The sequence below is a fragment of the Streptococcus parasanguinis genome (genome assembly GCF_009717775.1).
Taxonomy (GTDB): Bacteria; Bacillota; Bacilli; order Lactobacillales; family Streptococcaceae; genus Streptococcus; species Streptococcus parasanguinis_AG.
Window position 1 is genome coordinate 227,944 of the sequence record NZ_WMZF01000002.1, and the last position, 21,550, is coordinate 249,493.

Annotated in this window: 26 protein-coding genes and 1 riboswitch; of the genes, 22 read left to right on the forward strand and 4 right to left on the reverse strand. The window is 42.7% G+C overall.

Going from position 1 to position 21,550, the window contains the following annotated elements; translation table 11 throughout:
• Positions 1 to 9 precede the first annotated feature (9 nt).
• Entirely contained in the window at positions 10 to 288 is a 279-nt protein-coding gene (locus tag GMC92_RS05245) for an acylphosphatase (RefSeq protein WP_023918900.1), read from the reverse strand.
• Between the two features lie 73 nt (positions 289 to 361).
• On the opposite strand from GMC92_RS05245, the gene GMC92_RS05250 reads away from it, so the two are divergent.
• The 14 genes from GMC92_RS05250 to yidD all read left to right on the forward strand — a co-directional run bounded on the left by GMC92_RS05250 (position 362) and on the right by yidD (position 9,805).
• Complete coding sequence (locus GMC92_RS05250) at positions 362 to 1,108, forward strand: TrmH family RNA methyltransferase (RefSeq protein WP_155199924.1); 747 nt, start codon at positions 362 to 364, stop codon at positions 1,106 to 1,108.
• A gap of 82 nt (positions 1,109 to 1,190) precedes the next feature.
• Positions 1,191 to 1,682 (forward strand): HDIG domain-containing metalloprotein, encoded by a 492-nt coding sequence (locus tag GMC92_RS05255; protein ID WP_003005617.1) that lies wholly within the window; start codon positions 1,191 to 1,193, stop codon positions 1,680 to 1,682.
• A 28-nt stretch (positions 1,683 to 1,710) separates the two neighbouring features.
• The gene (locus GMC92_RS05260; RefSeq protein WP_003008369.1) at positions 1,711 to 2,397 is read left to right on the forward strand and encodes a Bax inhibitor-1/YccA family protein; all 687 of its coding nucleotides are present in this window, start codon (positions 1,711 to 1,713) and stop codon (positions 2,395 to 2,397) included.
• Positions 2,398 to 2,492: 95 nt separating this feature from the next.
• Complete coding sequence (locus GMC92_RS05265) at positions 2,493 to 3,743, forward strand: diaminopimelate decarboxylase (protein WP_155199925.1); 1,251 nt, start codon at positions 2,493 to 2,495, stop codon at positions 3,741 to 3,743.
• A 55-nt stretch (positions 3,744 to 3,798) separates the two neighbouring features.
• Positions 3,799 to 4,044 (forward strand): YneF family protein, encoded by a 246-nt coding sequence (locus GMC92_RS05270; RefSeq protein WP_031575486.1) that lies wholly within the window; start codon positions 3,799 to 3,801, stop codon positions 4,042 to 4,044.
• Between the two features lie 77 nt (positions 4,045 to 4,121).
• On the forward strand, positions 4,122 to 4,916 hold the full coding sequence (gene racE, locus GMC92_RS05275) for a glutamate racemase (RefSeq protein ID WP_003008361.1): 795 nt from the start codon (positions 4,122 to 4,124) through the stop codon (positions 4,914 to 4,916).
• On the forward strand, positions 4,913 to 5,893 hold the full coding sequence (locus GMC92_RS05280) for a nucleoside-triphosphate diphosphatase (protein WP_155199926.1): 981 nt from the start codon (positions 4,913 to 4,915) through the stop codon (positions 5,891 to 5,893). Before racE ends, GMC92_RS05280 begins: the two co-directional genes overlap by 4 nt.
• A complete protein-coding gene (locus GMC92_RS05285; protein ID WP_070665474.1) occupies positions 5,866 to 6,387 on the forward strand; it encodes a metallophosphoesterase in 522 nt (173 codons plus the stop codon). The genes GMC92_RS05280 and GMC92_RS05285 overlap by 28 nt, the downstream gene beginning before the upstream one ends.
• Positions 6,384 to 6,845: a cyclic-di-AMP-binding protein CbpB gene (cbpB, locus tag GMC92_RS05290; RefSeq protein WP_155199927.1), complete on the forward strand. Its 462-nt coding sequence runs from the start codon at positions 6,384 to 6,386 to the stop codon at positions 6,843 to 6,845. The genes GMC92_RS05285 and cbpB overlap by 4 nt, the downstream gene beginning before the upstream one ends.
• Entirely contained in the window at positions 6,842 to 7,573 is a 732-nt protein-coding gene (gene xerD, locus GMC92_RS05295) for a site-specific tyrosine recombinase XerD (protein ID WP_009731506.1), read from the forward strand. Before cbpB ends, xerD begins: the two co-directional genes overlap by 4 nt.
• On the forward strand, positions 7,573 to 8,292 hold the full coding sequence (locus GMC92_RS05300) for a segregation/condensation protein A (RefSeq protein WP_155199928.1): 720 nt from the start codon (positions 7,573 to 7,575) through the stop codon (positions 8,290 to 8,292). The genes xerD and GMC92_RS05300 overlap by 1 nt, the downstream gene beginning before the upstream one ends.
• On the forward strand, positions 8,276 to 8,845 hold the full coding sequence (gene scpB / locus GMC92_RS05305) for an SMC-Scp complex subunit ScpB (protein ID WP_009731504.1): 570 nt from the start codon (positions 8,276 to 8,278) through the stop codon (positions 8,843 to 8,845). The genes GMC92_RS05300 and scpB overlap by 17 nt, the downstream gene beginning before the upstream one ends.
• On the forward strand, positions 8,835 to 9,566 hold the full coding sequence (locus tag GMC92_RS05310) for a pseudouridine synthase (protein WP_155199929.1): 732 nt from the start codon (positions 8,835 to 8,837) through the stop codon (positions 9,564 to 9,566). The genes scpB and GMC92_RS05310 overlap by 11 nt, the downstream gene beginning before the upstream one ends.
• The gene (gene yidD, locus GMC92_RS05315; RefSeq protein WP_155199930.1) at positions 9,563 to 9,805 is read left to right on the forward strand and encodes a membrane protein insertion efficiency factor YidD; all 243 of its coding nucleotides are present in this window, start codon (positions 9,563 to 9,565) and stop codon (positions 9,803 to 9,805) included. The genes GMC92_RS05310 and yidD overlap by 4 nt, the downstream gene beginning before the upstream one ends.
• A gap of 223 nt (positions 9,806 to 10,028) precedes the next feature.
• Here the strand turns inward: yidD and GMC92_RS05325 are convergent, their stop codons facing one another.
• On the reverse strand, positions 10,029 to 11,468 hold the full coding sequence (locus tag GMC92_RS05325; RefSeq protein WP_155199931.1) for a TrkH family potassium uptake protein: 1,440 nt from the start codon (positions 11,466 to 11,468) through the stop codon (positions 10,029 to 10,031).
• A gap of 5 nt (positions 11,469 to 11,473) precedes the next feature.
• On the reverse strand, positions 11,474 to 12,829 hold the full coding sequence (trkA, locus tag GMC92_RS05330; RefSeq protein ID WP_155199932.1) for a Trk system potassium transporter TrkA: 1,356 nt from the start codon (positions 12,827 to 12,829) through the stop codon (positions 11,474 to 11,476).
• Positions 12,830 to 13,162: 333 nt separating this feature from the next.
• Between trkA and GMC92_RS05335 the strand changes: the two genes are divergently transcribed.
• From GMC92_RS05335 to GMC92_RS05365, 7 genes are all read left to right on the forward strand, one after another.
• Positions 13,163 to 13,705 (forward strand): tRNA (cytidine(34)-2'-O)-methyltransferase, encoded by a 543-nt coding sequence (locus GMC92_RS05335; protein WP_155199933.1) that lies wholly within the window; start codon positions 13,163 to 13,165, stop codon positions 13,703 to 13,705.
• An 80-nt stretch (positions 13,706 to 13,785) separates the two neighbouring features.
• Positions 13,786 to 13,935: riboswitch (FMN riboswitch) on the forward strand.
• Positions 13,936 to 14,137: 202 nt separating this feature from the next.
• Positions 14,138 to 14,710 carry an ECF transporter S component gene (locus GMC92_RS05340; protein WP_324252899.1) on the forward strand — a complete coding sequence of 191 codons (573 nt, stop codon included), beginning with the start codon at positions 14,138 to 14,140 and terminating at the stop codon, positions 14,708 to 14,710.
• A complete protein-coding gene (locus GMC92_RS05345) occupies positions 14,700 to 15,350 on the forward strand; it encodes a phosphatase PAP2 family protein (protein WP_045759760.1) in 651 nt (216 codons plus the stop codon). The genes GMC92_RS05340 and GMC92_RS05345 overlap by 11 nt, the downstream gene beginning before the upstream one ends.
• Before the next feature lie 57 nt (positions 15,351 to 15,407).
• Positions 15,408 to 16,367, forward strand: a complete 960-nt coding sequence (gene mnmL, locus GMC92_RS05350; RefSeq protein ID WP_023918876.1) for a tRNA modification radical SAM protein MnmL/YtqA — start codon at positions 15,408 to 15,410, stop codon at positions 16,365 to 16,367.
• Positions 16,351 to 16,908 carry a tRNA 5-(aminomethyl)-2-thiouridylate-methyltransferase MnmM gene (gene mnmM / locus GMC92_RS05355; RefSeq protein ID WP_070675084.1) on the forward strand — a complete coding sequence of 186 codons (558 nt, stop codon included), beginning with the start codon at positions 16,351 to 16,353 and terminating at the stop codon, positions 16,906 to 16,908. The genes mnmL and mnmM overlap by 17 nt, the downstream gene beginning before the upstream one ends.
• The gene (locus GMC92_RS05360) at positions 16,901 to 17,155 is read left to right on the forward strand and encodes a hypothetical protein (protein ID WP_045759757.1); all 255 of its coding nucleotides are present in this window, start codon (positions 16,901 to 16,903) and stop codon (positions 17,153 to 17,155) included. The genes mnmM and GMC92_RS05360 overlap by 8 nt, the downstream gene beginning before the upstream one ends.
• Positions 17,156 to 17,167: 12 nt before the next feature.
• Entirely contained in the window at positions 17,168 to 19,222 is a 2,055-nt protein-coding gene (locus GMC92_RS05365; RefSeq protein WP_155199934.1) for a cation:proton antiporter, read from the forward strand.
• A 211-nt stretch (positions 19,223 to 19,433) separates the two neighbouring features.
• Here GMC92_RS05365 and GMC92_RS05370 read toward each other — a convergent pair whose 3' ends face one another.
• Complete coding sequence (locus GMC92_RS05370) at positions 19,434 to 20,225, reverse strand: ABC transporter ATP-binding protein (protein ID WP_155199935.1); 792 nt, start codon at positions 20,223 to 20,225, stop codon at positions 19,434 to 19,436.
• A gap of 74 nt (positions 20,226 to 20,299) precedes the next feature.
• Between GMC92_RS05370 and GMC92_RS05375 the strand changes: the two genes are divergently transcribed.
• Positions 20,300 to 21,427: an AI-2E family transporter gene (locus tag GMC92_RS05375; protein WP_003008322.1), complete on the forward strand. Its 1,128-nt coding sequence runs from the start codon at positions 20,300 to 20,302 to the stop codon at positions 21,425 to 21,427.
• Positions 21,428 to 21,550 lie beyond the last annotated feature (123 nt).

The window sequence follows — 21,550 nt, forward strand, 5'->3', positions numbered from 1 at the left end:
TCTCTAGTCTTAATTTGCAATTTTGAAGTCTGTATAGTTTTCAAAGTTTGCCAGCGTAACATCTAAATAAGTTACATGTGCAAAAGGTGTAGGACCTTTGCGAATTTCTTGAATGAATTTGGCCATTTGGCTACTAGACTCTGCCTGGGCCAGAATGCCAACCGTTCCGTCGTCATTATTCCAGACACGGCCAGTAATCCCACCGATCTCTAAAGCAAGACTGTAGACTCCCCAGCGAAAGCCAACCCCTTGAACCCGTCCTTGGGCAATCATTTTTACCTTTTGCATGTGCATCCTCCTTGACTCGAAGAAATCTATCTGAGGCATGATTTCTTCTTTTTCTTTGTGCTATAATAGGTCTATGAATATTATAACGTCTAAATCCAATAATGTAATCAAAAATGCTAAAAAATTACATCAAAAAAAATATCGGACAGATTCCTATCTCATTGAAGGTTGGCATCTCTTTGAAGAGGCAGTAGAAAATCAGGCGGAGATTCGTCAGATCTTTGTTTTAGAAGCTTATTTAGACCGGGTAGAGAATATCCAAAACGTCACTGTCGTGACTTCGGAGATCTTGAGTCTCTTGGCTGATTCGAAGACCCCTCAAGGAATTGTCGCAGAGATTCTTCTAGAGCAGCCAGAACTTCCAGATCAGTTACAAGGTCGTTACCTCTATTTGGAGGATGTCCAAGATCCAGGTAATGTGGGAACCATGATTCGAACAGCAGATGCAGCCGGCTTTGATGGTGTTATGCTTTCGAAAGCCTCCGCTGATCTATACAGTCTCAAGACTCTTCGATCCATGCAGGGCAGTCATTTCCATCTTCCTATCTGGAAAATGGACCGAGAAGAACTATTGGAACGAGCTGCGCAATCTCATCTAGCAGTTCTCGCAACGACGCTTTCAGAAGCTTCCATTGACTACCGTCAGCTTCCTCAGACCGATCAGTTTATCCTGGTTATGGGGAATGAAGGAAATGGCATCAGCCAGGAAATGGCGGCACAAGCAGACCAGCTGGTTCATATTCCCATGCCAGGTCGGGCAGAGAGTTTAAATGTTGCAGTGGCAGCAGGAATTTTGATGTTTTCTTTAAGGAAATTTTGAGAAAAAGAAGTATACTTAACCTGTAAGAAGAAGTTGATGGAGATCTTATTGGGAGAGCTTATCAACGAAAGGTGGTTATCTTATGCAATATCATCGTGACAAAGAATACATGACCTATGTAGGCCATCTGATCCAGCATCCTAAGGTTCAAAAATTAGCCGACATTCCCCACCATATTCATTCCAATCGTTTGGAGCATTCCATTCATGTGAGCTATACCAGTTATAAACTGGCTAAAAAATTTGGTTGGGATGCCAAAAGTACGGCTCGGGGTGGCCTCTTGCATGACCTCTTTTACTATGATTGGCGCGAGACCAAGTTTACGAAAAGTCACGCCTGGATCCATCCCCGCATTGCCGTGAGAAATGCACGAAAGATCACAGATCTCAATGCCAAGGAAGAAGACATCATTATTAAACACATGTGGGGAGCTACCCTTGCTCCGCCTCGCTACAAAGAATCCTTCGTAGTGACCATGGTGGATAAATACTGGGCTGTTAAAGAAGCTTCAGAACCATGGCGTAAAAAGATGGCTAAAAGGAGATTTTTTCATCGAAAAATGTTAAAATCGTAGTAAACAAATTTGAAAGGAACTTGTTAATATGTATAATGATTCAGTAATCCAAGAACAAAGTGGATTGAATGCTTTTTATAACAAAATCTACTCATTAGTTGGGATCGGTGTGGGGATTTCAGCCCTTGTGTCTGGCCTGATGATGACAGTCTTTCAAGACTTCTTCGTACAAATCTTGACAACCGCACCAATGGTTTACTACGCAGCAGTGGTTGTAGAATTGATCTTGGTCTTTGTTGCAAGTGGGAAGGCTGTTAAAAATAGCCCGTCTGCTCTTCCGATCTTCTTGATCTACTCAGCTTTGAATGGCTTTACCTTGAGCTTTATCATTGCTCGCTACATGCAAGCAACTGTCTATAAGGCTTTCTTGGTCAGTGCCTTGATGTTTATTGTCATGGGAGCTATCGGACGCGTCGTGAAAAAAGACCTGTCTGGAATGGGACGTGCCTTGATGGGAGTCTTGATCGGTGTGATCATTGCTTCTGTTGTGAACATGTTCTTGAGAAGTTCTGGAATGGACTATATCTTGAGTATTATCTCTGTCTTCCTCTTTGCAGGATTGACAGCTTGGGATAACCAAAAGATTCGCTATGTCTATGATCAAACAAATGGTCAACCTGCTACAGGTTGGGCAGTAGCGATGGCTTTGGAACTTTATCTTGACTTTATCAACCTCTTTATCAGCCTTCTTCGTATCTTCGGAAGAAACGACTAATCAAAGAGAGATTGAGCTGGGGCAGTTGCCTCGGCTTTTTTTGTCTTTCGACTTGTGCTATACTAATAGTGACTAAAGAATAGAAATGAGCGCTTATGAAAACACCCTTTGTAACCCGTGAACAATTAGAAAGCCTGACCCAAGAATTTCCGACCCCTTTCCATCTCTATGATGAAGCAGGAATTCGTGAAACGGCTCGTGCTCTCCATCAAGCTTTTGCTTGGAATGAAGGTTTTAAAGAATACTTTGCCATCAAGGCGACTCCTAACCCATCGATCCTAAAAATTTTGCAAGAAGAGGGCTGTGGTGTCGACACCGCCAGCTACGTGGAATTGTTAATGGCGGATAAACTGGGCTTTAGTGGAAAAGAGATCATGTTTTCTTCTAACAATACGCCAGCAGATGAATTTGTCTATGCTAGAGAATTAGGGGCAACGATCAATCTGGACGCCTATGAAGACATTGCTTTCTTGAAGTCTGTGACTAGCATTCCCAAGGTCATTTCTTGCCGCTATAATCCTGGTGGAGTTTTTGAACTGGGAACCGATATTATGGACAATCCTGAAGAAGCCAAGTTTGGAATGACCAAGGAGCAATTGATCCAAGCCTTTATCGAGTTGAAAGAACTAGGTGTGGAAGAGTTTGGCATTCACGCTTTATTAGCTTCTAATACTGTATCCAACGACTACTATCCAGAGCTAGCGCGTCAACTTTTTGAATTAGCAGTAGAAGTCGTCGAGAAAACAGGTGTCCACTTGGGCTTCATCAACCTCTCTGGTGGAGTTGGGGTCAATTACAAGCCAGAACAAGAACCAAATGATATTGCCATTATTGGGGAGGGCGTGCATCGCGTTTTTGATGCGATTCTTAAACCAGCAGGACTTGGTCATGTGAAAATCTATACCGAGCTTGGTCGCTTTATGCTGGCTTCACACGGCCTCCTGGTAACAAGAGTCACTCATAAAAAGAAAACCTACCGGACCTATGTGGGTGTCGATGCTTCAGCTGTGAATCTTCTTAGACCGGCTATGTACGGTGCTTATCACCATATTACCAATATGGATCGTTCAGATGAACCAACTGAAGTGGTCGATGTCGTGGGAAGTCTCTGTGAAAACAACGATAAATTTGCCAAACAACGAGAACTACCCGTGACGGAGATTAGAGATTTACTCGTGATCCATGACACTGGAGCCCATGGATTTTCAATGGGCTATCAGTACAATGCCAAGTTGCGTTCGGCAGAAGTTTTGCTTCAAGAAGATGGGCAGGCCCGTTTGATTCGTCGAGCAGAAAAACCAGAAGATTATCTTGCGACACTCTACGGCTTTGACATTGAAAAATAAGCGATTGTCTGATATAATGATAGTTATGTAAAAATAATGGATCGGAGAAAATTGTATGAATCTCTTTTTAGGAATTTTGTTGATTATTTTAGCTTTCTTTGGTGGGATGGTTGCAGGAATGTTCTTGCTTCGTCGTCAATTTGAAAAAGAATTTGCATCAAACCCACGTTTGAATATTGAAGCAGTCCGTACGCTTTTAGGTGCGAGTGGCCAACGTCCAAGCGAAGCAAAAGTTCAACAAGTCTATCGCCAAATTGTGAACCAACAAAAATCAGCAATGGCGAAAAACAAGAAAAAATAAGAGTGGGGCAATCTCACGATAATAAATGAGAGGGGCTTGGAGGAATTTCTTAGTCCCTCCTTTTGGAAGGAAGAGATATGGATAACCGACCGATTGGTTTTTTAGATTCTGGAGTAGGGGGCCTAACTGTTGTCCGCGAATTGCTCCGTCAGCTTCCTCACGAAGATGTCGTCTATATTGGAGATTCAGCACGTGCACCTTATGGTCCTAGACCAGCAGACCAAATTCGCGAGTATACTTGGCAGATGGTGAACTTCCTTCTGACCAAAAATGTCAAGATGATTGTCTTAGCCTGTAATACAGCGACGGCAGTGGTTTGGGAAGAAGTCAAGGAGAAACTTGATATTCCTGTTTTAGGAGTGATTTTGCCCGGAGCTTCTGCAGCCATTAAATCGACGACCCATCAAAAAATTGGGGTCATTGGGACACCGATGACGGTTTCTTCTGGAATTTATAAAGAGAAGATTCAAAGTCTAGCACCAGACATGGAAGTCAGCAGTTTAGCTTGTCCCAAGTTTGTTCCTTTAGTGGAATCAAACGAGTTGGCATCCAGTGTGACCAAAAAGGTGGTTTACGAAACCCTAAAACCACTAGTTGGAAAGGTTGATACCTTAGTCTTGGGATGCACCCATTATCCCCTTTTAAAACCGATCATTCAAAATGTGATGGGACCGGATGTCAAATTGATTGATAGTGGGGCAGAGTGTGTTCGGGATATTTCCGTTTTATTAAACTATTTTGAGCTCAATAAGAGTCGGGAACTCTTAGAGCAGACCCACCGCTTTTATACCACTGCAAATGCCAATAGCTTTGCAGCGATTGCCGAAAAATGGCTAGAACGTTCAGTGAATGTGGAGCATGTAAATTTATGAGTGACAAACTATTTGAATACAAAGATTCCCAAGATTGGTATATTGCCCAATGGGGAGAAGATGCAGACTACAACCAATTTAGTCAAGTCCCTGCAGAAGCTTCCACTCTGTTAGACCAGCTGGAACTTCTCTTTGCCAAGGATCCTGAAGGATTTCCTCTCAATCTATCGGTGATGCGCTATGGTTCAGCCTTTCGTTTTCTAACCTTTTTGACTGAAATCTTGAATGAAGTCAAGGGAAGATCTTTTGAAATTGTCCAGCGTCAAGGTGCCTTGCTCTTGGTTGAAAAAGGGAAATTGCTCTATTTGCATTTGCCAAGTGATGGGGTGGATTTGGAAGCCTTCTTGGGTCAAGACAAGGTCAAAGATACGATTCTTATTGCGACTCGAAATGAGGGAAAAACCAAAGAATTCCGTAATATGTTTGAAAAGCTAGGCTTTGAAGTGGAAAACCTCAATCAGTATCCAGAGCTTCCAGAAGTCGAAGAAACAGGGATGACCTTTGAGGAGAATGCCCGCCTAAAAGCTGAAACCATCGCAGAGCTAACTGGTAAAACAGTCTTAGCGGATGATTCAGGTTTGAAGGTAGATATCTTAGGAGGGTTACCAGGTGTTTGGTCAGCTCGCTTTGCTGGAGTAGGTGCGACAGATGCAGAGAATAATGCGAAATTGTTGCACGAATTGGCCATGGTCTTTGACTTGAAAGATCGTTCAGCTCAGTTCCATACGACCTTGGTGGTCGCAAGACCAGGCAAGGAAAGCCTAGTGGTGGAAGCAGATTGGCCAGGGTATATTAATTTTGAGCCCAAAGGGGAACACGGCTTTGGCTATGACCCTCTCTTCTTAGTTGGGGAAACGGGCCGTGCTGCTGCTGAATTAACGCTAGAAGAAAAAAATACACAATCACATCGTGCTTTAGCTGTTAAAAAGTTATTGGAGGTATTTCCATCATGGCAAAGCAAACAATCATCGTTATGAGTGACTCGCATGGAGACCGCTCCATTGTTGAAGCTATTAAAGAAAAATACCTAGGCCAGGTCGATGGGATCTTTCACAATGGGGATTCTGAACTAAAAAGTGATGATCCTGTCTGGGAAGGGATCCACGTTGTCCAAGGAAATATGGATTTTTATGATGGCTATCCGGAACGCTTGGTGACCCAACTAGGGCCAACACGAATCATCCAGACCCATGGGCATCTCTTCCAGATCAATTTTAGTTTTCAAAAATTGGATCTGTGGGCCCAAGAGGAAGAAGCAGATATCTGTCTTTACGGCCACCTTCATATCCCAGATGCTTGGAAGGAAGGAAGAACCCTCTTTGTGAATCCTGGATCGATCAGTCAGCCACGCGGTCTGATTCGAGAGTGTCTCTATGCTAAAATTGAGATAGATGATTCTCATTACAAGGTAGAGTATTATACGCGAGATCATGAGTTGTATCCTGAATTGACAAAGGAGTTTAGCAGATGATAGCAAAGGAATTTGAACGTTTCTTGCTGGCGCAGGAAGAGACGTTCTTAACTCCAGCCAAAAATTTAGCGGTCTTGATTGATAACCACAATGTAGACCATGCTGTCTTGCTGTTGAGCCAGATTAGCTATAGTCGTATTCCGGTAGTGACGGATGAACGCAAGTTTGTGGGGACGATCTCCCTAACGGATATTCTATCTTATCAATTGAAACACGAGATTCCTGAGGAGACTTTTGCCTCGATGGATATCTTAAACGTTGCAAAAAAAGAGGTCGGGGTCATCGGCTTGGACTTCAATTTGACAGAAGTCCTGCACAAGTTGGTGGATGACTCCTTCCTTTCGGTGGTGGATGAAGAAGGCTATTTCCAAGGGATTATTACACGGAAATCGATTCTTAAAGCCATCAATTCGCTCCTGCATGGTTTTTCAAATGAATACGAGATGATTCCAAAATGAAAGAATTTATTGCAAGTTTTATTGATCAAAAAGAATTAAGTGAAAATTCTCAGTCTGCCTATTTCTATGATTTGGACCAATTTATTGAGTCGATCCATGGAAAAGTGACACCGACAAATTTGAGAATTTACCAAGCTTCGATTAAAGATTTTAAACCGGCGGTTCAAAAACGAAAATTATCCGCCGTCAACCAATTTTTATATTATTTGTATCAAGAACGCTTTATTTCTGAATACCATCGTTTGGTCTTGCCTAAAATTCAACCGGCCAAGACCCATGATCGGGAATTGTTGGATCTGACCCATTTTTGGGAAGAATCAACTAACCCACAGGGACGCTTGATGGCCTTGTTGATTCTGGAGATGGGCTTGTTGCCAAGTGAGATCCTCCAAGTCAAAGTCGAAGATATTCAGCTGGACTTTCATGTCATTCGAGTGGGCAAAGATGGCCAAAAACGGGTTTTAAAGGTTCCGGAGCCGTTACTGGATGAGTTGCAACTCTTCCTAGATGGTATTTATCTCTTTGATAATAAAGGAAAATCATACTCCCGTCAGTGGGGATTCCGACAATTAGAAGCCTTCTTGATCGAAAAAGGGAATCAAGACCTTTCGGCACAATCGATTCGTGAGCAGTATATTTTGAAACAACGTGAACTCGGTGTGGATCTTTTTAGTATTGCGCGTGAATTGGGCCTAAAAACCATGGTGACATTAGAAAAATATAAATAATGGATATTAAAATTAAAGATTTTGAAGGGCCTTTGGACCTCTTGCTCCACTTGGTCTCTAAATACCAGATGGATATTTATGAGGTCCCCTTGATTGAGGTGATCGAACAGTATCTGGCTTATCTGGCGACCCTCCAGGCTATGAAACTAGAGGTAGCAGGAGAATACATGCTGATGGCTAGTCAACTAACCTTGATCAAGAGTCGAAGACTTCTTCCTAAGGTTGCAGAGGAGATGGATGAAGCAGAGGATCTCGAGCAGGACCTCCTTTCTCAATTGGAAGAGTACCGTACTTACAAGCAATTAGGAGAGTTGATAGCCTCACAGCACGAGGAGCGCGCCCTCTATTATTCAAAACCAAAGATGGAATTGGTTTATGACGATACCGAATTACTTCATGATCGCACCACGGTGGATCTTTTCTTGGCTTTCTCAAAACTATTGACCAAGAAAAAAGAAGAATTCCGCCAGAACCATACAACCATTGTAAAGGATGAATACAAGATTGAGGATCTGATGGACCAGCTGCGTCACCGATTCCACGATCGCTCACAAGTTCTCTTGCAGGACTTGTTTCTAGAAGCAACGGATCTCCAAGAGGTCATTACTCTATTTCTTGCAACCCTTGAATTGATCAAGATTCAAGAAGTAACGGTGATCCAGGATAGGGCTTTTGGAGAAATTTACTTAAATAGGATTGAACATGAGCAAATTAGCTGAAATTGAAGCACTCTTATTTGTAGCGGGTGAAGAAGGAATTACTGCCAGACAAATCGCAGACCTTCTCTCTTTACCTCCGACAGGTGTGGTGCAAAGTTTAGAAAAATTAAGCCAAAAATACCAAGAGGACACAGATACCAGTCTGTGTTTGATGGAGACAGCTTCCCGTTATAAATTGGTGACAAAGGCAGACTACGCTTCGGTTTTACGAGACTATTCTAGAACGCCTATGAACCAAAGTTTGTCTCGGGCTGCCCTCGAAACCTTATCAATCATTGCTTATAAGCAACCGATCACCCGAGTGGAGGTCGATGATATTCGGGGTGTCAATTCCAGCGGTGCTATTACCAAACTACTGTCATTTGATCTGATCCGTGAAGATGGAAAAAAAGAAGTCCTCGGGCGTCCCAATTTGTATGTCACGACGGAGTATTTTTTGGATTATATGGGAATCAATCATTTGGAGGAATTACCAAAGGTTGAGGAAGTGGACATTGATCCAGAGGAAGGTCAATTATTTTCAGAGAGAACAGAGGAACTAGATGAGAATTAACAAATATATTGCCCATGCAGGAGTGGCTAGTCGTCGCAAGGCCGAAGAACTGATCAAGCAAGGCTTGGTGACGGTCAATGGCCAAGTTGTGCGTGAATTAGCGACCATTATTAAGACCGGTGATCAGGTTGAAGTAGAAGGCACTCCAATCTACAACGAAGAAAAGGTCTACTATCTTTTAAATAAGCCACGTGGCGTCATCTCTAGTGTTTCTGATGATAAAGGGCGGACAACAGTCGTTGACCTTTTATCTCAAGTGCCAGAGCGCATCTATCCAGTAGGACGTTTGGACTGGGATACATCTGGTGTCTTGATTTTGACCAATGATGGTGATTTTACAGATGAGATGATTCACCCACGTAATGAGATTGATAAGGTCTATGTGGCGCGTGTCAAAGGGATTGCCAATAAGGAAAATTTGCGTCCCTTAACACGAGGGGTGACCATTGATGGCAAGAAAACCAAGCCAGCGACTTACGAGATCTTAAAAGTGGATGTTGAAAAGAACCGTTCAGTGGTTCAGTTGACCATTCATGAAGGGCGCAACCACCAGGTCAAAAAGATGTTTGAAGTTGTAGGCCTTTTAGTGGACAAACTCTCCCGAACCCAGTTTGGAAACCTAGATGTCTCAGGACTTCGTCCGGGTGAATACCGTCGCTTGAACAAAAAAGAAATTAGCCAGTTGCACAATCTAGCAGTGACTAAATCTAAAAAATCATGAAAAAAATCCTGATTGCGCTGGTCAGAGGCTATCAAAAATGGATCTCTCCCCTATTTCCGCCTTCTTGTCGCTTTCAACCGACCTGTTCCAATTATATGATCCAAGCGATTGAACGTTTTGGTGTGAAAGGTGTCTTGATGGGGATTGCGAGGATTCTACGTTGCCATCCGGGTACCCAAGCGGGACCAGACCCTCTGCCAGACCATTTTAGTTTGAAGCGAAATGAAGAATCAAAGTAGCACGATCACAAATAAACAGAAATGAGAGTGGGACAGAAATCGGTAATTCGTTAGAATTCGATTTCGTTGTCCCACCTCCGCATAGTTGAGTAGGGCTGTAAAAGCTGATGAAATCAGCGTAGTAGAGCCCACTCAACCACTGCGTCTTGCTCGACAATCCAAAAACAATTAAGAGGCTAGGACTTTTGTCCCAGCCTCATTTTTTTATAACACTCTCGTTTTATCAGCGTTTAGACCATGTTTTAGGGAGGAAGAGTAGAATCATTGGATAGATTTCAAGCCGTCCGGCAATCATGGCTAAGGAAAGTAACAGTTTTGAAATCGGACTAAAGATGGAGAAGGTTTGACCCGTACCAATCATAGGTCCAATATTGTTGAAACAACTAAAGACAGCACTGACAACCGTCATGAAGCTATTATTGTCTAGACTCACTACAAAGAGTAAGCCGATCGTAATAAAACTGTATATTGTAAAGTACTTGAGGATCTGATGCTGGGTATCCTTATCGAGTACCGTATCGTTGACATGCAAGGTCAAAACGCGATTTGGAGACAAGGTCGAAAGAACCTGATTTTTTGCGATTCGCCATAAGGTCAAGCACCGAATGACTTTTAGCCCCCCGGCGGTCGAGCCAGCAGACCCACCGACCACCATCAGCATCAAGAGGATGAACTGAGAAAAGAGAGGCCATTTTTCCGTCGTTCCATAACCAAAACCGGTGGTGGTGATGATATTGGAAACTTGGAAGAAGGAAATCTCAAAACTCTTAGCGACATTGGCATAGAGATGAAGGACATTGTACGCGATCAAGACACTGGACACGAGGACGATGGTGATATAGGTCCGCAATTCCTCATCTTTAAAAAAGGCCTTGAATTTTCGGATCATGAGGAAGTAGTAGAGGTTAAAGTTAACCCCGAAGACTAAGACCCCGATACTGACCAAATAGGTGATCAAACTACTATTGTAGTGGGCGATCCCATCGTTAAAGACAGTAAAGCCCCCAGTACCAGCCGTCCCCATGGCGATGACAAAACTATCATACAGGGGCATGTCGGCAAGGAAATAAAGAACCACAAAGAGGAAGAACAAACCCAAGTACAAGAAGTAGAGAATTTGAGCTGTGTTTTTTAATTTGGAAACGACCTTGCCAAACACTGGACCAGGAACCTCTGCCTTCATGACTTCAAGGTGGCTGTTCTTGTTATTGTCCATAATCGCAAGGGCAAAGACCAATACTCCCATCCCACCTATCAAGTGGGTAAAACTACGCCAAAAGAGGAGAGAATGGGTGAGGACACCCACATCATCTAATATCGTTGCCCCTGTTGTTGTAAAGCCAGAGCTGACTTCAAAGAAGGCATCGATAATGTTTGGAATTTGGCCCGAAAAGACAAAGGGAAGGGCACCAAAGAAGGACCAGAGGATCCAACAGAGGGCTACAATCAGGACTCCTTCTTTAGCATAAATGTGAAAGTCCTTTGGTTTGTGAAAACTACCAAGTAGCCCCAGCCCAAGTAAGATGGCCATGGTTGCCCCAATAGAGACAAAGACCTTGGCAGGTTCCTGATAGATCGTAGCGACGACTAAGGGAACGATCAGGAGAGCTGCCTCGATTAAGAGGAGCTTGGACAAGAGGTAACGAATCATGCTTCTATTCATCAGGCTTACCTCTCAAGTAGATCGTAGATTTTTGTGACATTTTGAATCAAGGTAGTTACGATAATCCGATCTCCTACCATCAAACGGTCATCTCCATTTGGGAAAATAGCCTTGCCGTCTCGAATAATGGCAGCGATCAAGACGCCTTTTTTCAATTTCAATTCAGAGAGGGGATATTGGGTTAGTTTATTGTCTTCCTTAATTTGGAACTGCAAGGTTTCAATCCGGCCGTTTGCGACATGGTGCAAGGCTTCTAGGTTTGAGAACTGTGCATTGTAGCGTCCACGAATAAAGTGCATAATGGTATCTACAGCGATGCGTTTTGGCGTAACGATACTGGTCATATCTTGATCGCCAATGATCTCTAGCAGACTAGTTCGGTTGACCTTGGTAATGTTCTTTTTGACTCCGACAGAATTTAAGAACATGGAGGTGATGATGTTTTCTTCATCGACCCCTGTCAAAGTAGCCACAGCATCGAAGTTATTGGCACTCTCTTCTAAAAGAATGTCTTTAGCAGTTCCGTCTCCATGGACGACATAGAGATCAGGAAATTCCTGACTAAAGAATTCCGCCCGTTCGCGATTGACCTCTAAGACCTTGAGATCGATCTTGCGGCGCACATCTTGAAGAATGTTGAGTAGGTAATAGGCAATTTTCCCAGCACCAATCATCATCATGCTCTTAATGACTTGAGGTCGGACATTGTTGTGGAAGAGAACGATCTCGATCCTATTTCCTGTCACGAAAATCTTGTCTTGGGGCTGCAAAACAAAGTCTCCATTTGGAATCGTGAGTTCGTTGCCACGCTCGATCGCACAAACAATGACGTTTCCGTATTTCTTTCGGAATTGGGAGAGGCTCATATTGCAGAGATTGCTATCTGGCTTGATCTTAAATTCCATCAAGGCAACACGGCCGTTTGCAAAATGCTCCACAGAAAGGGCATTTGGGAAGTCAATAATATTAGCAATATAACGAGCTGTCAGCAATTCAGGATTGACAACCAGGGAGAAGCCCAAGATATTTTTTTCCTTGAAGTAGGAATTGGAATATTCCGGATTCCGCACCCGAACGATGGTTTCTTTGGCTCCCATTTTTTTAGCTAAAACAGCAGAAACCATGTTCACTTCGTCGTACTCGGTCATGGAAACGAAGATATCGCAGTCTTCAACATCTGCTTGCTCCAAGATCTTGAAGTTTGCGCCATTTCCTAAAATCCCAATGATATCAAACCGTTTGGTAATATGGTTGAGAACGGATTCGTCTTTTTCGATCAAAATAACATCGTGGTTTTCAGCAACGAGAGAACGACAAAGGGCCGTTCCGACCTTTCCTCCACCAACAACAATAATTTTCATAGATTACCTCCAGAGTATGCTTCTATCATACTCTATTTTCAAGAAAAATTCATCTATTTTAAGGATTTTCTGGTGGAATTTTGAGAAGCTAAGAACAAGTAGGAGAAATCGTCAAAAGAGTAGAGCTAGGAGGGATTGAAATCTTTGATAAAGTTTCTTAAAAAAATCTAAAAAAACTATTGACAGGAGCTTCAAAAGTGTTATACTTAGAAAGTACCTTCGTTGATTTACCTCAAACCTGTTGTGAGTTAAGTTAATGAAGCTGTAACCACGCTGTTTGCTGAGCTTGACTCCGGGCAGTGTGGCTATTTTTTTATCAGAAAGAGATCGAGTATGAATATTGAAGAACTGGACTACCAAGAGTCAGCTGCTCAAAACCACATCGTCTTGTTCCAACCTCAGATTCCACAAAATACGGGAAATATTGCACGGACTTGTGCGGCGACCAATTCCCCCTTACATATCATTCGCCCCATGGCTTTTCCGATCGATGATCGCAAAATGAAGCGAGCAGGACTTGATTATTGGGACAAGCTGGATGTCCGCTTTTATGATAGCCTGGAAGAGTTTATGGAAGCGGCGCGCGACGGTCAGGTACACCTAGTGTCCAAGTTTGCAAATCAGACCTATTCGGATGTTTCTTATCAGGATGGGAAGTCCCATTATTTCTTGTTTGGACGCGAGGATAAAGGTTTGCCGGAAGATTTTATGCGCCAGCACGAGGAGAAGGCCATTCGCATTCCGATGAATGATGAGCATGTCCGTAGTTTAAATGTCTCCAATACTGTCTGCATGATTGTCTATGAGGCACTCCGCCAGCAAGGTTTTAATGGGCTGGAGTTGAGCCATCGTTATGAGCACGACAAGCTCAAATAAGAACGAAAAATTAAAACCCGAACGATGTAATCCATGACGTTACAAAAACTTGCCTAGGCAAGTTTTTTTTGTTATCATAAAAGGGTCTTCAGGGCAGGGTGTAATTCCCGACCGGCGGTGACTTTTACTAGGAAATGTTCTTTTCCATACTCTAAAAGAAGTCCGCGAGCGCAAGCTGATGTGGTGTGACTCCACAACCGACAGTATAGTCTGGATGGGAGAAGACGAGAGACGAATAGACTGACATCTATTCTGATCTGTTTAGAGCTGATGCATGAAAATGGAACGTTAGGGTCTAAGACTGACTAACGGCATGTTTCGATGGAGACCAGCTAAAGTAACTAGAATATTTTCTAGTTTAAGCTTTGTTTAAATAGTTTAGAGTAGAATGATGGAGTAGACGTCTTTCCAGCTTCTCTAATTTTTAAAAAATTGGAGGAACCTGTTATGACAAATACACGTAAACTGACCCTAGTGGCTGTTTTATCCGCTTTATCTTTTATTTTGATGTTCTATCAATTTTCTTTCTTGATAGATTTCTTCAAAATTGATTTGAGTATCATCGCCATTTTGTTGGCCTTGGTCCTGTTGGATTTTAAAAGTGCCGTTTGGGTGACCTTGATCCGATCTGTCCTTAAGTTAGCCCTTAATAATAAGGGGCTTGAAACCTTGATCGGATTACCAATCAATATCATTGGAGTTCTTGTTTTTGTTCTTGCTTTTGCATGGATTTGGAACAAGGAACGGACCCATGGTCGATTTGTCTTGGCAACGATTGTTGGAACGATCAGCTTGAGTATCACGATGGTATTGGTGAACTATGTCTATGCAATCCCTTTGTATGCTCGTTTTATGAACTATGATATTTCGAAAACACTAGGGCTTGTCCACTATTTAGCCGCAATGGTTGCACCGTTTAACCTGATCGAAGGGGTGATTTGGGCCATCGCATTTGGGTTGATCTATACCTTATTGCAACCGATTTTAAAAAAATATGAAAAATAAACAACAACATTGGGCGAAGGCAAGCTTCGCCCTTCTCATTTTTGTCATTCTTGGGTATGTGATTCGCTTTTACCCGCAACAATTAACAGGCTTTGATAGCACGATTCAGTCTGCTATTCGAGGCGATCTGCCTGCAGCACTGACGGCCTTCTTTACCAAGGTGACCCATGTCATGGATACCAAGATCATTGTCATCTGGGTGGGTCTTTTGCTGGCGGTCTTTGCCTATAAGAAGTGGTACAGCGAAGCTCTTTTTCTAGGGAGCAATCTGGTATTGACTGGTCTTTTGGTTCTTCTTCTAAAGAATATCTACCAGAGACCGAGACCAAGTATTCTTCATCTAGTAGAGGAAAAAGGCTTTTCTTTCCCGAGTGGTCATTCACTGGCATCTAGCCTTGTTTTGGGAAGTTTGATCATCATCATCAGCCAACATGTAAAACATAAAACAGCCCGCTTTTGCCTTCAAGGCTTGCTGGTTCTGGGAATTGTGACCATTGTGGTTTCCCGCGTTTATGTCGGGGTCCACTATCCATCAGACGTTCTTGGCAGTATGATTTTGGGTCTCGCTGTTTTACAGTTTGAGTATCCCTTGTATGATCGCTTGCGATTTCAATGGCGCTTTACAGGTAAGCAAAAATAAGCATCTAACAACTAGGAGTTGAACTCGCGTTTTGAGTTCGACTCTTTTTTTGCTATAATGAAGGGTATGAAATCCTACAATACTTTGAATGATTATTATCGAACCTTATTTGGAGAAAAGACCTTTAAAGTCCCTATTGATGCGGGCTTTGATTGTCCCAATCGAGACGGAACAGTCGCCCACGGTGGCTGTACTTTTTGTACGGTCTCAGGTTCAGGAGATGCCATTGTGGCCCCAGAAGCTCCAATTCGAGAACAGTTTTACAAAGAGATTGATTTTATGCATCGGAAATGGCCAGATGTGAAGAAGTACCTGGTCTATTTTCAAAATTTTACCAATACCCACGATAAAGTGGAAGTCATTCGAGAGCGGTATGAACAGGCCATCAATGAACCAGGAGTGGTAGGAATCAACATTGGTACGCGTCCGGACTGTTTACCAGATGAGACCTTGGCCTACCTAGCAGAGCTGACAGAGCGCATGCATGTGACGATCGAGTTGGGGCTTCAGACGACTTATGAAGCGACTTCTGAATTGATCAATCGGGCCCATAGTTATGATCTCTATGTTGAAACAGTCAAGCGTATTCGCAAACAGGTGCCCAAGGCAGAGATCGTATCCCATTTGATCAATGGCCTTCCTGGGGAGACGCATGAGATGATGGTGGAAAATGTTCGCCGTTGTGTGACCGATAATGAAATTGATGGCATCAAGTTACACCTCTTGCATTTGATGACCAATACACGGATGCAACGGGACTATCATGAAGGACGACTTCAACTCATGAGCCAGGAGGAGTATGTCAAGGTCATCTGTGACCAGTTGGAGATCATCCCCAAACACATTGTCATCCACCGGATTACAGGGGACGCGCCACGGGATATGTTGATTGGCCCTATGTGGAGCCTCAACAAATGGGAAGTCCTAAACGCCATTGAAACTGAAATGCGTCGGCGTGGAAGTACCCAAGGATGTAAGCTAGAAGAAAAGGAGACTGCTGATGCTTCGACCACTTGAAATGGCCCATCAATTTTTAGCAGAAGTCATCACCAAAGAAGATGTGGTGGTGGATGCGACCATGGGAAATGGACATGATACGGCCTTTTTAGCCCAACTAGCAGGCCAGGTCTATGCCTTTGATATTCAAGAGCAGGCACTTGTCAATACCCAAGAAAGATTGGAAAAGTTGGGACTTCAACATGTCCGGTTGATTTTGGATGGCCACCAGCATGTGGACCAATATGTGGAGACCATCAAAGCAGCTATTTTTAATCTGGGTTATCTGCCATCTGCGGATAAATCGGTCATTACTCTTCCAGCTACCACGATTGAAGCGATGGAGAAAATTTGTGTTCGCCTAGAAAAAGGTGGGCGAATGGCTATTATGATCTATTATGGTCATGAGGGAGGAGACATCGAGCGTGATGCAGTGCTGGACTTTGTCAGTCAGCTCCCTCAAAAAGACTATACAGCGACCATCTACCGGACACTGAATCAAGTGAATCAGCCACCGTTTTTGGTCATGATCGAAAAATTAGAAAGCTACCGTCATGGATAAAGAATATTTAAAGAATAAAATTGAAGGATTGAGACATCATTTTGTCGAATCAACCATCCACGAGCGTGCAATGGGTTTTTATGATGAAGCTCATATGACCAAAAAGATGCTCAAAATAAAAAAGAAATTGGTTTCGCTTGAGATGGAACGGTCCCAAAAGAAGATTGAGCACAAGGATGTAACCAAGACAGACCAAAAGATTGCGGAGTTAAAACAGCAATTTGAGACCTGCTGCCAAGAACGCTAAGGAGGGAGTGATATGGAACTACTCCTTTATGCAGTGATCTTTTCGATGATTTTGATCATCTCAAATGCCACGAATAAACTTGTGCCGAGTCTTCCTCTACCCTTGATTCAAATTTTACTAGGGATTGGTTGGGCTCTCTTTGTGCCAGAAGAAAATTTTCATCTGGATACCGAGCTCTTTCTGGCCTTGGTCATTGGCCCTCTCTTATTTCGAGAAGCAGAAGAAGCAGATATTACTTCCGTCTTAAAGCACTGGCGGATCATCCTCTATTTGATTTTCCCAGTGATTTTTATCTCAACCATTAGTTTGGGCTGGGCAGCTCACTCCTTGTGGCTGAGCCTTCCTTTAGCAGCCTGTATGGCAGTTGGGGCAGCCCTTGGGCCTACCGACTTAGTAGCCTTTGCTTCCCTGTCTGAGCGCTTTAGCTTTCCAAAGCGGGTTTCGAATATCTTAAAAGGCGAAGGATTACTAAATGATGCCTCAGGTCTAGTTGCCTTTCGAGTGGCCTTGGCAGCTCTTGCGACCGGGAGTTTCTCTCTTGGAGAGGCAGGGATTTCCTTAGGAATCTCCATTATTGGAGGATTTGCGGTGGGGATCTTGACGGCCTTTGTGAACCGTTGGCTGCAAACCTTACTCTTGAGTGTTCGCGCCAGTGATATTGCTAGTGAATTGTTATTAGAACTGAGTCTCCCTTTGTTGACCTTCTTCTTAGCAGAAGAACTCCATGTCTCTGGTATCATTGCAGTAGTTGTGTCAGGAATCCTAAAAGCCAGTCGCTTTAAGCACATTACCCTCCTTGAAGCGCGGGTAGATACTGTGAGTCATACTGTCTGGAATACGGTCAACTTTATCTTAAATGGGTCGGTCTTTGTCATCTTAGGAATGGAATTGGAAATGATTTCCAAGCCCATCTTAAGTAGTCCCATTTACAATAATCTGCTTTTAGTTCTTTCTGTCTTTTTGTTGACAGCCTTGCTCTTTTTGATTCGTTTTGTCATGGTTTACCTCTTTTATTGGTACCGAACTGTTCGATTAAAAAAATCGTTGAGAAATTATCTAAAAGATGCCTTATTGCTGACCTTCTCCGGTGTGAAGGGAACGGTTTCGATTGCGACGATTCTTTTGATTCCAACCAAGATCGAAAAAGAATACCCTATCCTACTCTTTTTAGTGGCAGGAGTTACCCTTGTCAGCTTTATTGCTGGCTTAGTGGTACTTCCAAAATTATCAGAAGACAAGGAAGAAACCAATGACTACCTGATGCAGATCGCGATTTTAAATGATGTCGTCATGGAATTAGAAGCAGACCTAAAGAATAGCAAGCACAAAGGGCCCTTGTATGCGGCAATTGATAACTACCATGGTCGCATAGAAAACTTGATTCTAGGCCAAGAAAACAGGCTCATTCAAAAGGACTGGGAACAGTTGAAGCTCCTGATTTTGAGTATTGAAAGTGACGGCTTGGAACAAGCCTATGAAGAAGGGAAGATTCGAGAGCGGGGCTACCGCGTCTACCAACGCTATCTTCGCAATATGGAGCAACGTGTCAATCGCAATCTTTCGTCTCGTTTAACCTATTACCTCTTGGTGTCTTTCCGTCTCTTGCGTTTATTAGTTCATGAGATCTTAACTTTTGGGTCTGGCTTGCGAAACTGGTGGACCCGAGAAGACAGTAAGTTAGAGGCCATTGATTATGACCAGATTGCGGCCCTTTATCTGGCCAATACGGAAATCATTATCGAAAGTTTGGAAGACCTCAAGGGGATTTATCGGAGCAGTTTGATCTCTTTCCTACAAGAATCTCGTCTGAGAGAAACTGCTATTATTACCAGTGGGGCCTTTGTGGAGCGGGTTATTAATCGCGTGAAACCAAATAATATCGATGAAATGTTGAGAGGCTATTATTTGGAGCGTAAGATTATTTTTGAATATGAAGCGCAACACCTGATTACTGCCAAGCAAGCGCGCCGTATGCGACAAAATGTCAATGAATTAGAAAGCTATTCCCTAAGAGAAAGTGCCAATACGCTTCCATACGATTTGATCGAGTATGCACGGAATCGTTGAGATAAGAGTAAAAGAGGCTGGGACAAAAGTCCTAGCCTCTCAATTATTTTTGGATTGTCGATCAAGACGCAATGGTTGAGTGGACTCTACTACGCTGATTTCATCAGCTTTTACAGCCCTACTCAACTGTGCGGAGGTGGGACGACGAAATCGAATTCTAACGAATTACCGATTTCTGTCCCACTCTCTTTTTGCTTTATTCATTTTCTTTTCAGTGTGCGATTTCTGGTTTGACAAAGAGTCGCTCATCACCAAGATCAATAAGGGATACTGGTGCTTCATAAAATTGGCTAAGGACATGGGGAGTTAGGATCTTTTCCTTTGGTCCTTGCTTGACCACTTGGCCATGTTTGAGTAAGAGGACATGGGTCATGTCTTTTGTAATTTCCTCGGCATGGTGGGTGACATAAATCATGGTAGGCGCGTGATCCAGTTGTTTGATATGATGGATCTGACGGAGGAGTTTTTCTCTGGCAAAGAGATCAAGCCCGCTCGAGGCTTCATCAAAGATGATCAGATCTGGCTGGTCCATGAGGCTTCGTGCAATGAGAACGGTCTGCTTTTCTCCCTGGGAGAGCTCACGGTATTTGCGGCCGATCAAAGAGCTAGCTCCAATTGAAGTTAGCATATCCCGAGCCCAGTAAAGTTCTTCCTCCCCGTATGCAGCATATAAGATACTACTCTTGTATTGACCAGTTAGGACAATTTGTTCTGTCAAAAGATGATCTGGCAGTCTTTCTGAAATAAAGGAGCTAACGATCCCAATACGCTTCCGCAACTCTGGAATGCCCCCTTCTCCAAAGCGGGTTCCAAGGACAGTTACCTGGCCAGAACTAGCCCAGTATTCAGACATGAGAAGTTTGAGGAGGGTCGATTTTCCTGCCCCATTGAGGCCTAAAATGGCCCAACATTCATTTCCTTTTACTTGCCAGTTAATCTCTTTTAAAAGGGCTTTTCCATTGCGGATCAAATTGACGTCTTGTAGTTCAATCAAATTATTCATAACTTCATCCTTTTGATTAAAATCTCCTTTATTCTATCATAAAATATGGTAGAATAGAAAACAGGAGGTAAGGAATGTTTCGAAATAGTAAATTGTTATTCTGGACATGTGAGATCTTATTATTGACGGTGATTTTCTATATTTGGAAATCAATGGGGACTTTAATTTCTCCATTTGTATCTGTTCTGAATACCATCCTCTTACCATTTTTAATTGCAGGTTTTTTATATTACATTACCAATCCGATTGTTGAATTGTTGGAAAAACATTTAAAAATCAAGCGTGTGTTTGGGATTTTGATCACCTTAGTACTCTTGTTTGGGATCATTGGCTTAGGGATCTTTTATCTGCTCCCTATCTTAATTAATCAGTTAACCAGCTTGATCAATTCAACTCAAGGACTTTACTGGGAAGTTCAAAGTTTGGTTCGAAAACTCTCGACCAATCCTTTGTTCCAGAATGTGAATATCCAGTCGACGATTCAGCAGTTGAATCTCTCTTATATGGATATCCTACAAAATCTCTTGAATAGTGTGACCAACAGTTTAGGAAGTGTGGTTAACACCATTGTCAATACGGTCTTTATCTTGATCATGACCCCTGTCTTCTTGGTTTATTTCTTGGTCGATGGGAAGAAGTTATTACCGATGTTGGAGCGGACCATTTTACGCAATGACAAACTCCACATTTCAAGCCTCTTGATTAGTTTGAATGAAACGGTCTCTCGCTATATTAGTGGGATTTCGATCGATGCCTTTATCATTGGAACCCTAGCCTACATTGGCTATAGTTTTATTGGATTGAAGTATGCTTTGGTCTTTGCCATTTTTTCTGGATTGGCCAACCTCATTCCATATGTAGGACCAACCATCGGGTTGATTCCGATGATCATCACCTATGCCTTCACAGATATGGATATGATGATCAAAGCAGTCATTTATATGTTGATTATCCAGCAGATCGATGGGAATATTCTTTATCCGCGTATCGTTGGAGGCGTGATGAAGGTTCATCCGATTACTATTATGGTTCTCTTATTGCTCTCAAGTAATATCTACGGCATTATCGGGATGGTCGTCGCGATTCCAGTCTATTCGATTGGAAAAGAAATTGTAAAATTCTTGGTGAATCTTTATGATAACCACCGTGCTGCTAAGGAACAGAAGAAAAAAGAAGAATTTGGTATCATTAATAAATCCTAGACTCTAGCGCCTATATGGGCCTTGGAGTCTTTTTTGTACATTTTTTTGAAAAATGCTGGAAAAAAGTCAACAAGTGCTATGAAATGTGTTAAAATATAAGTAATTTTGAAAGAAAATATGAAA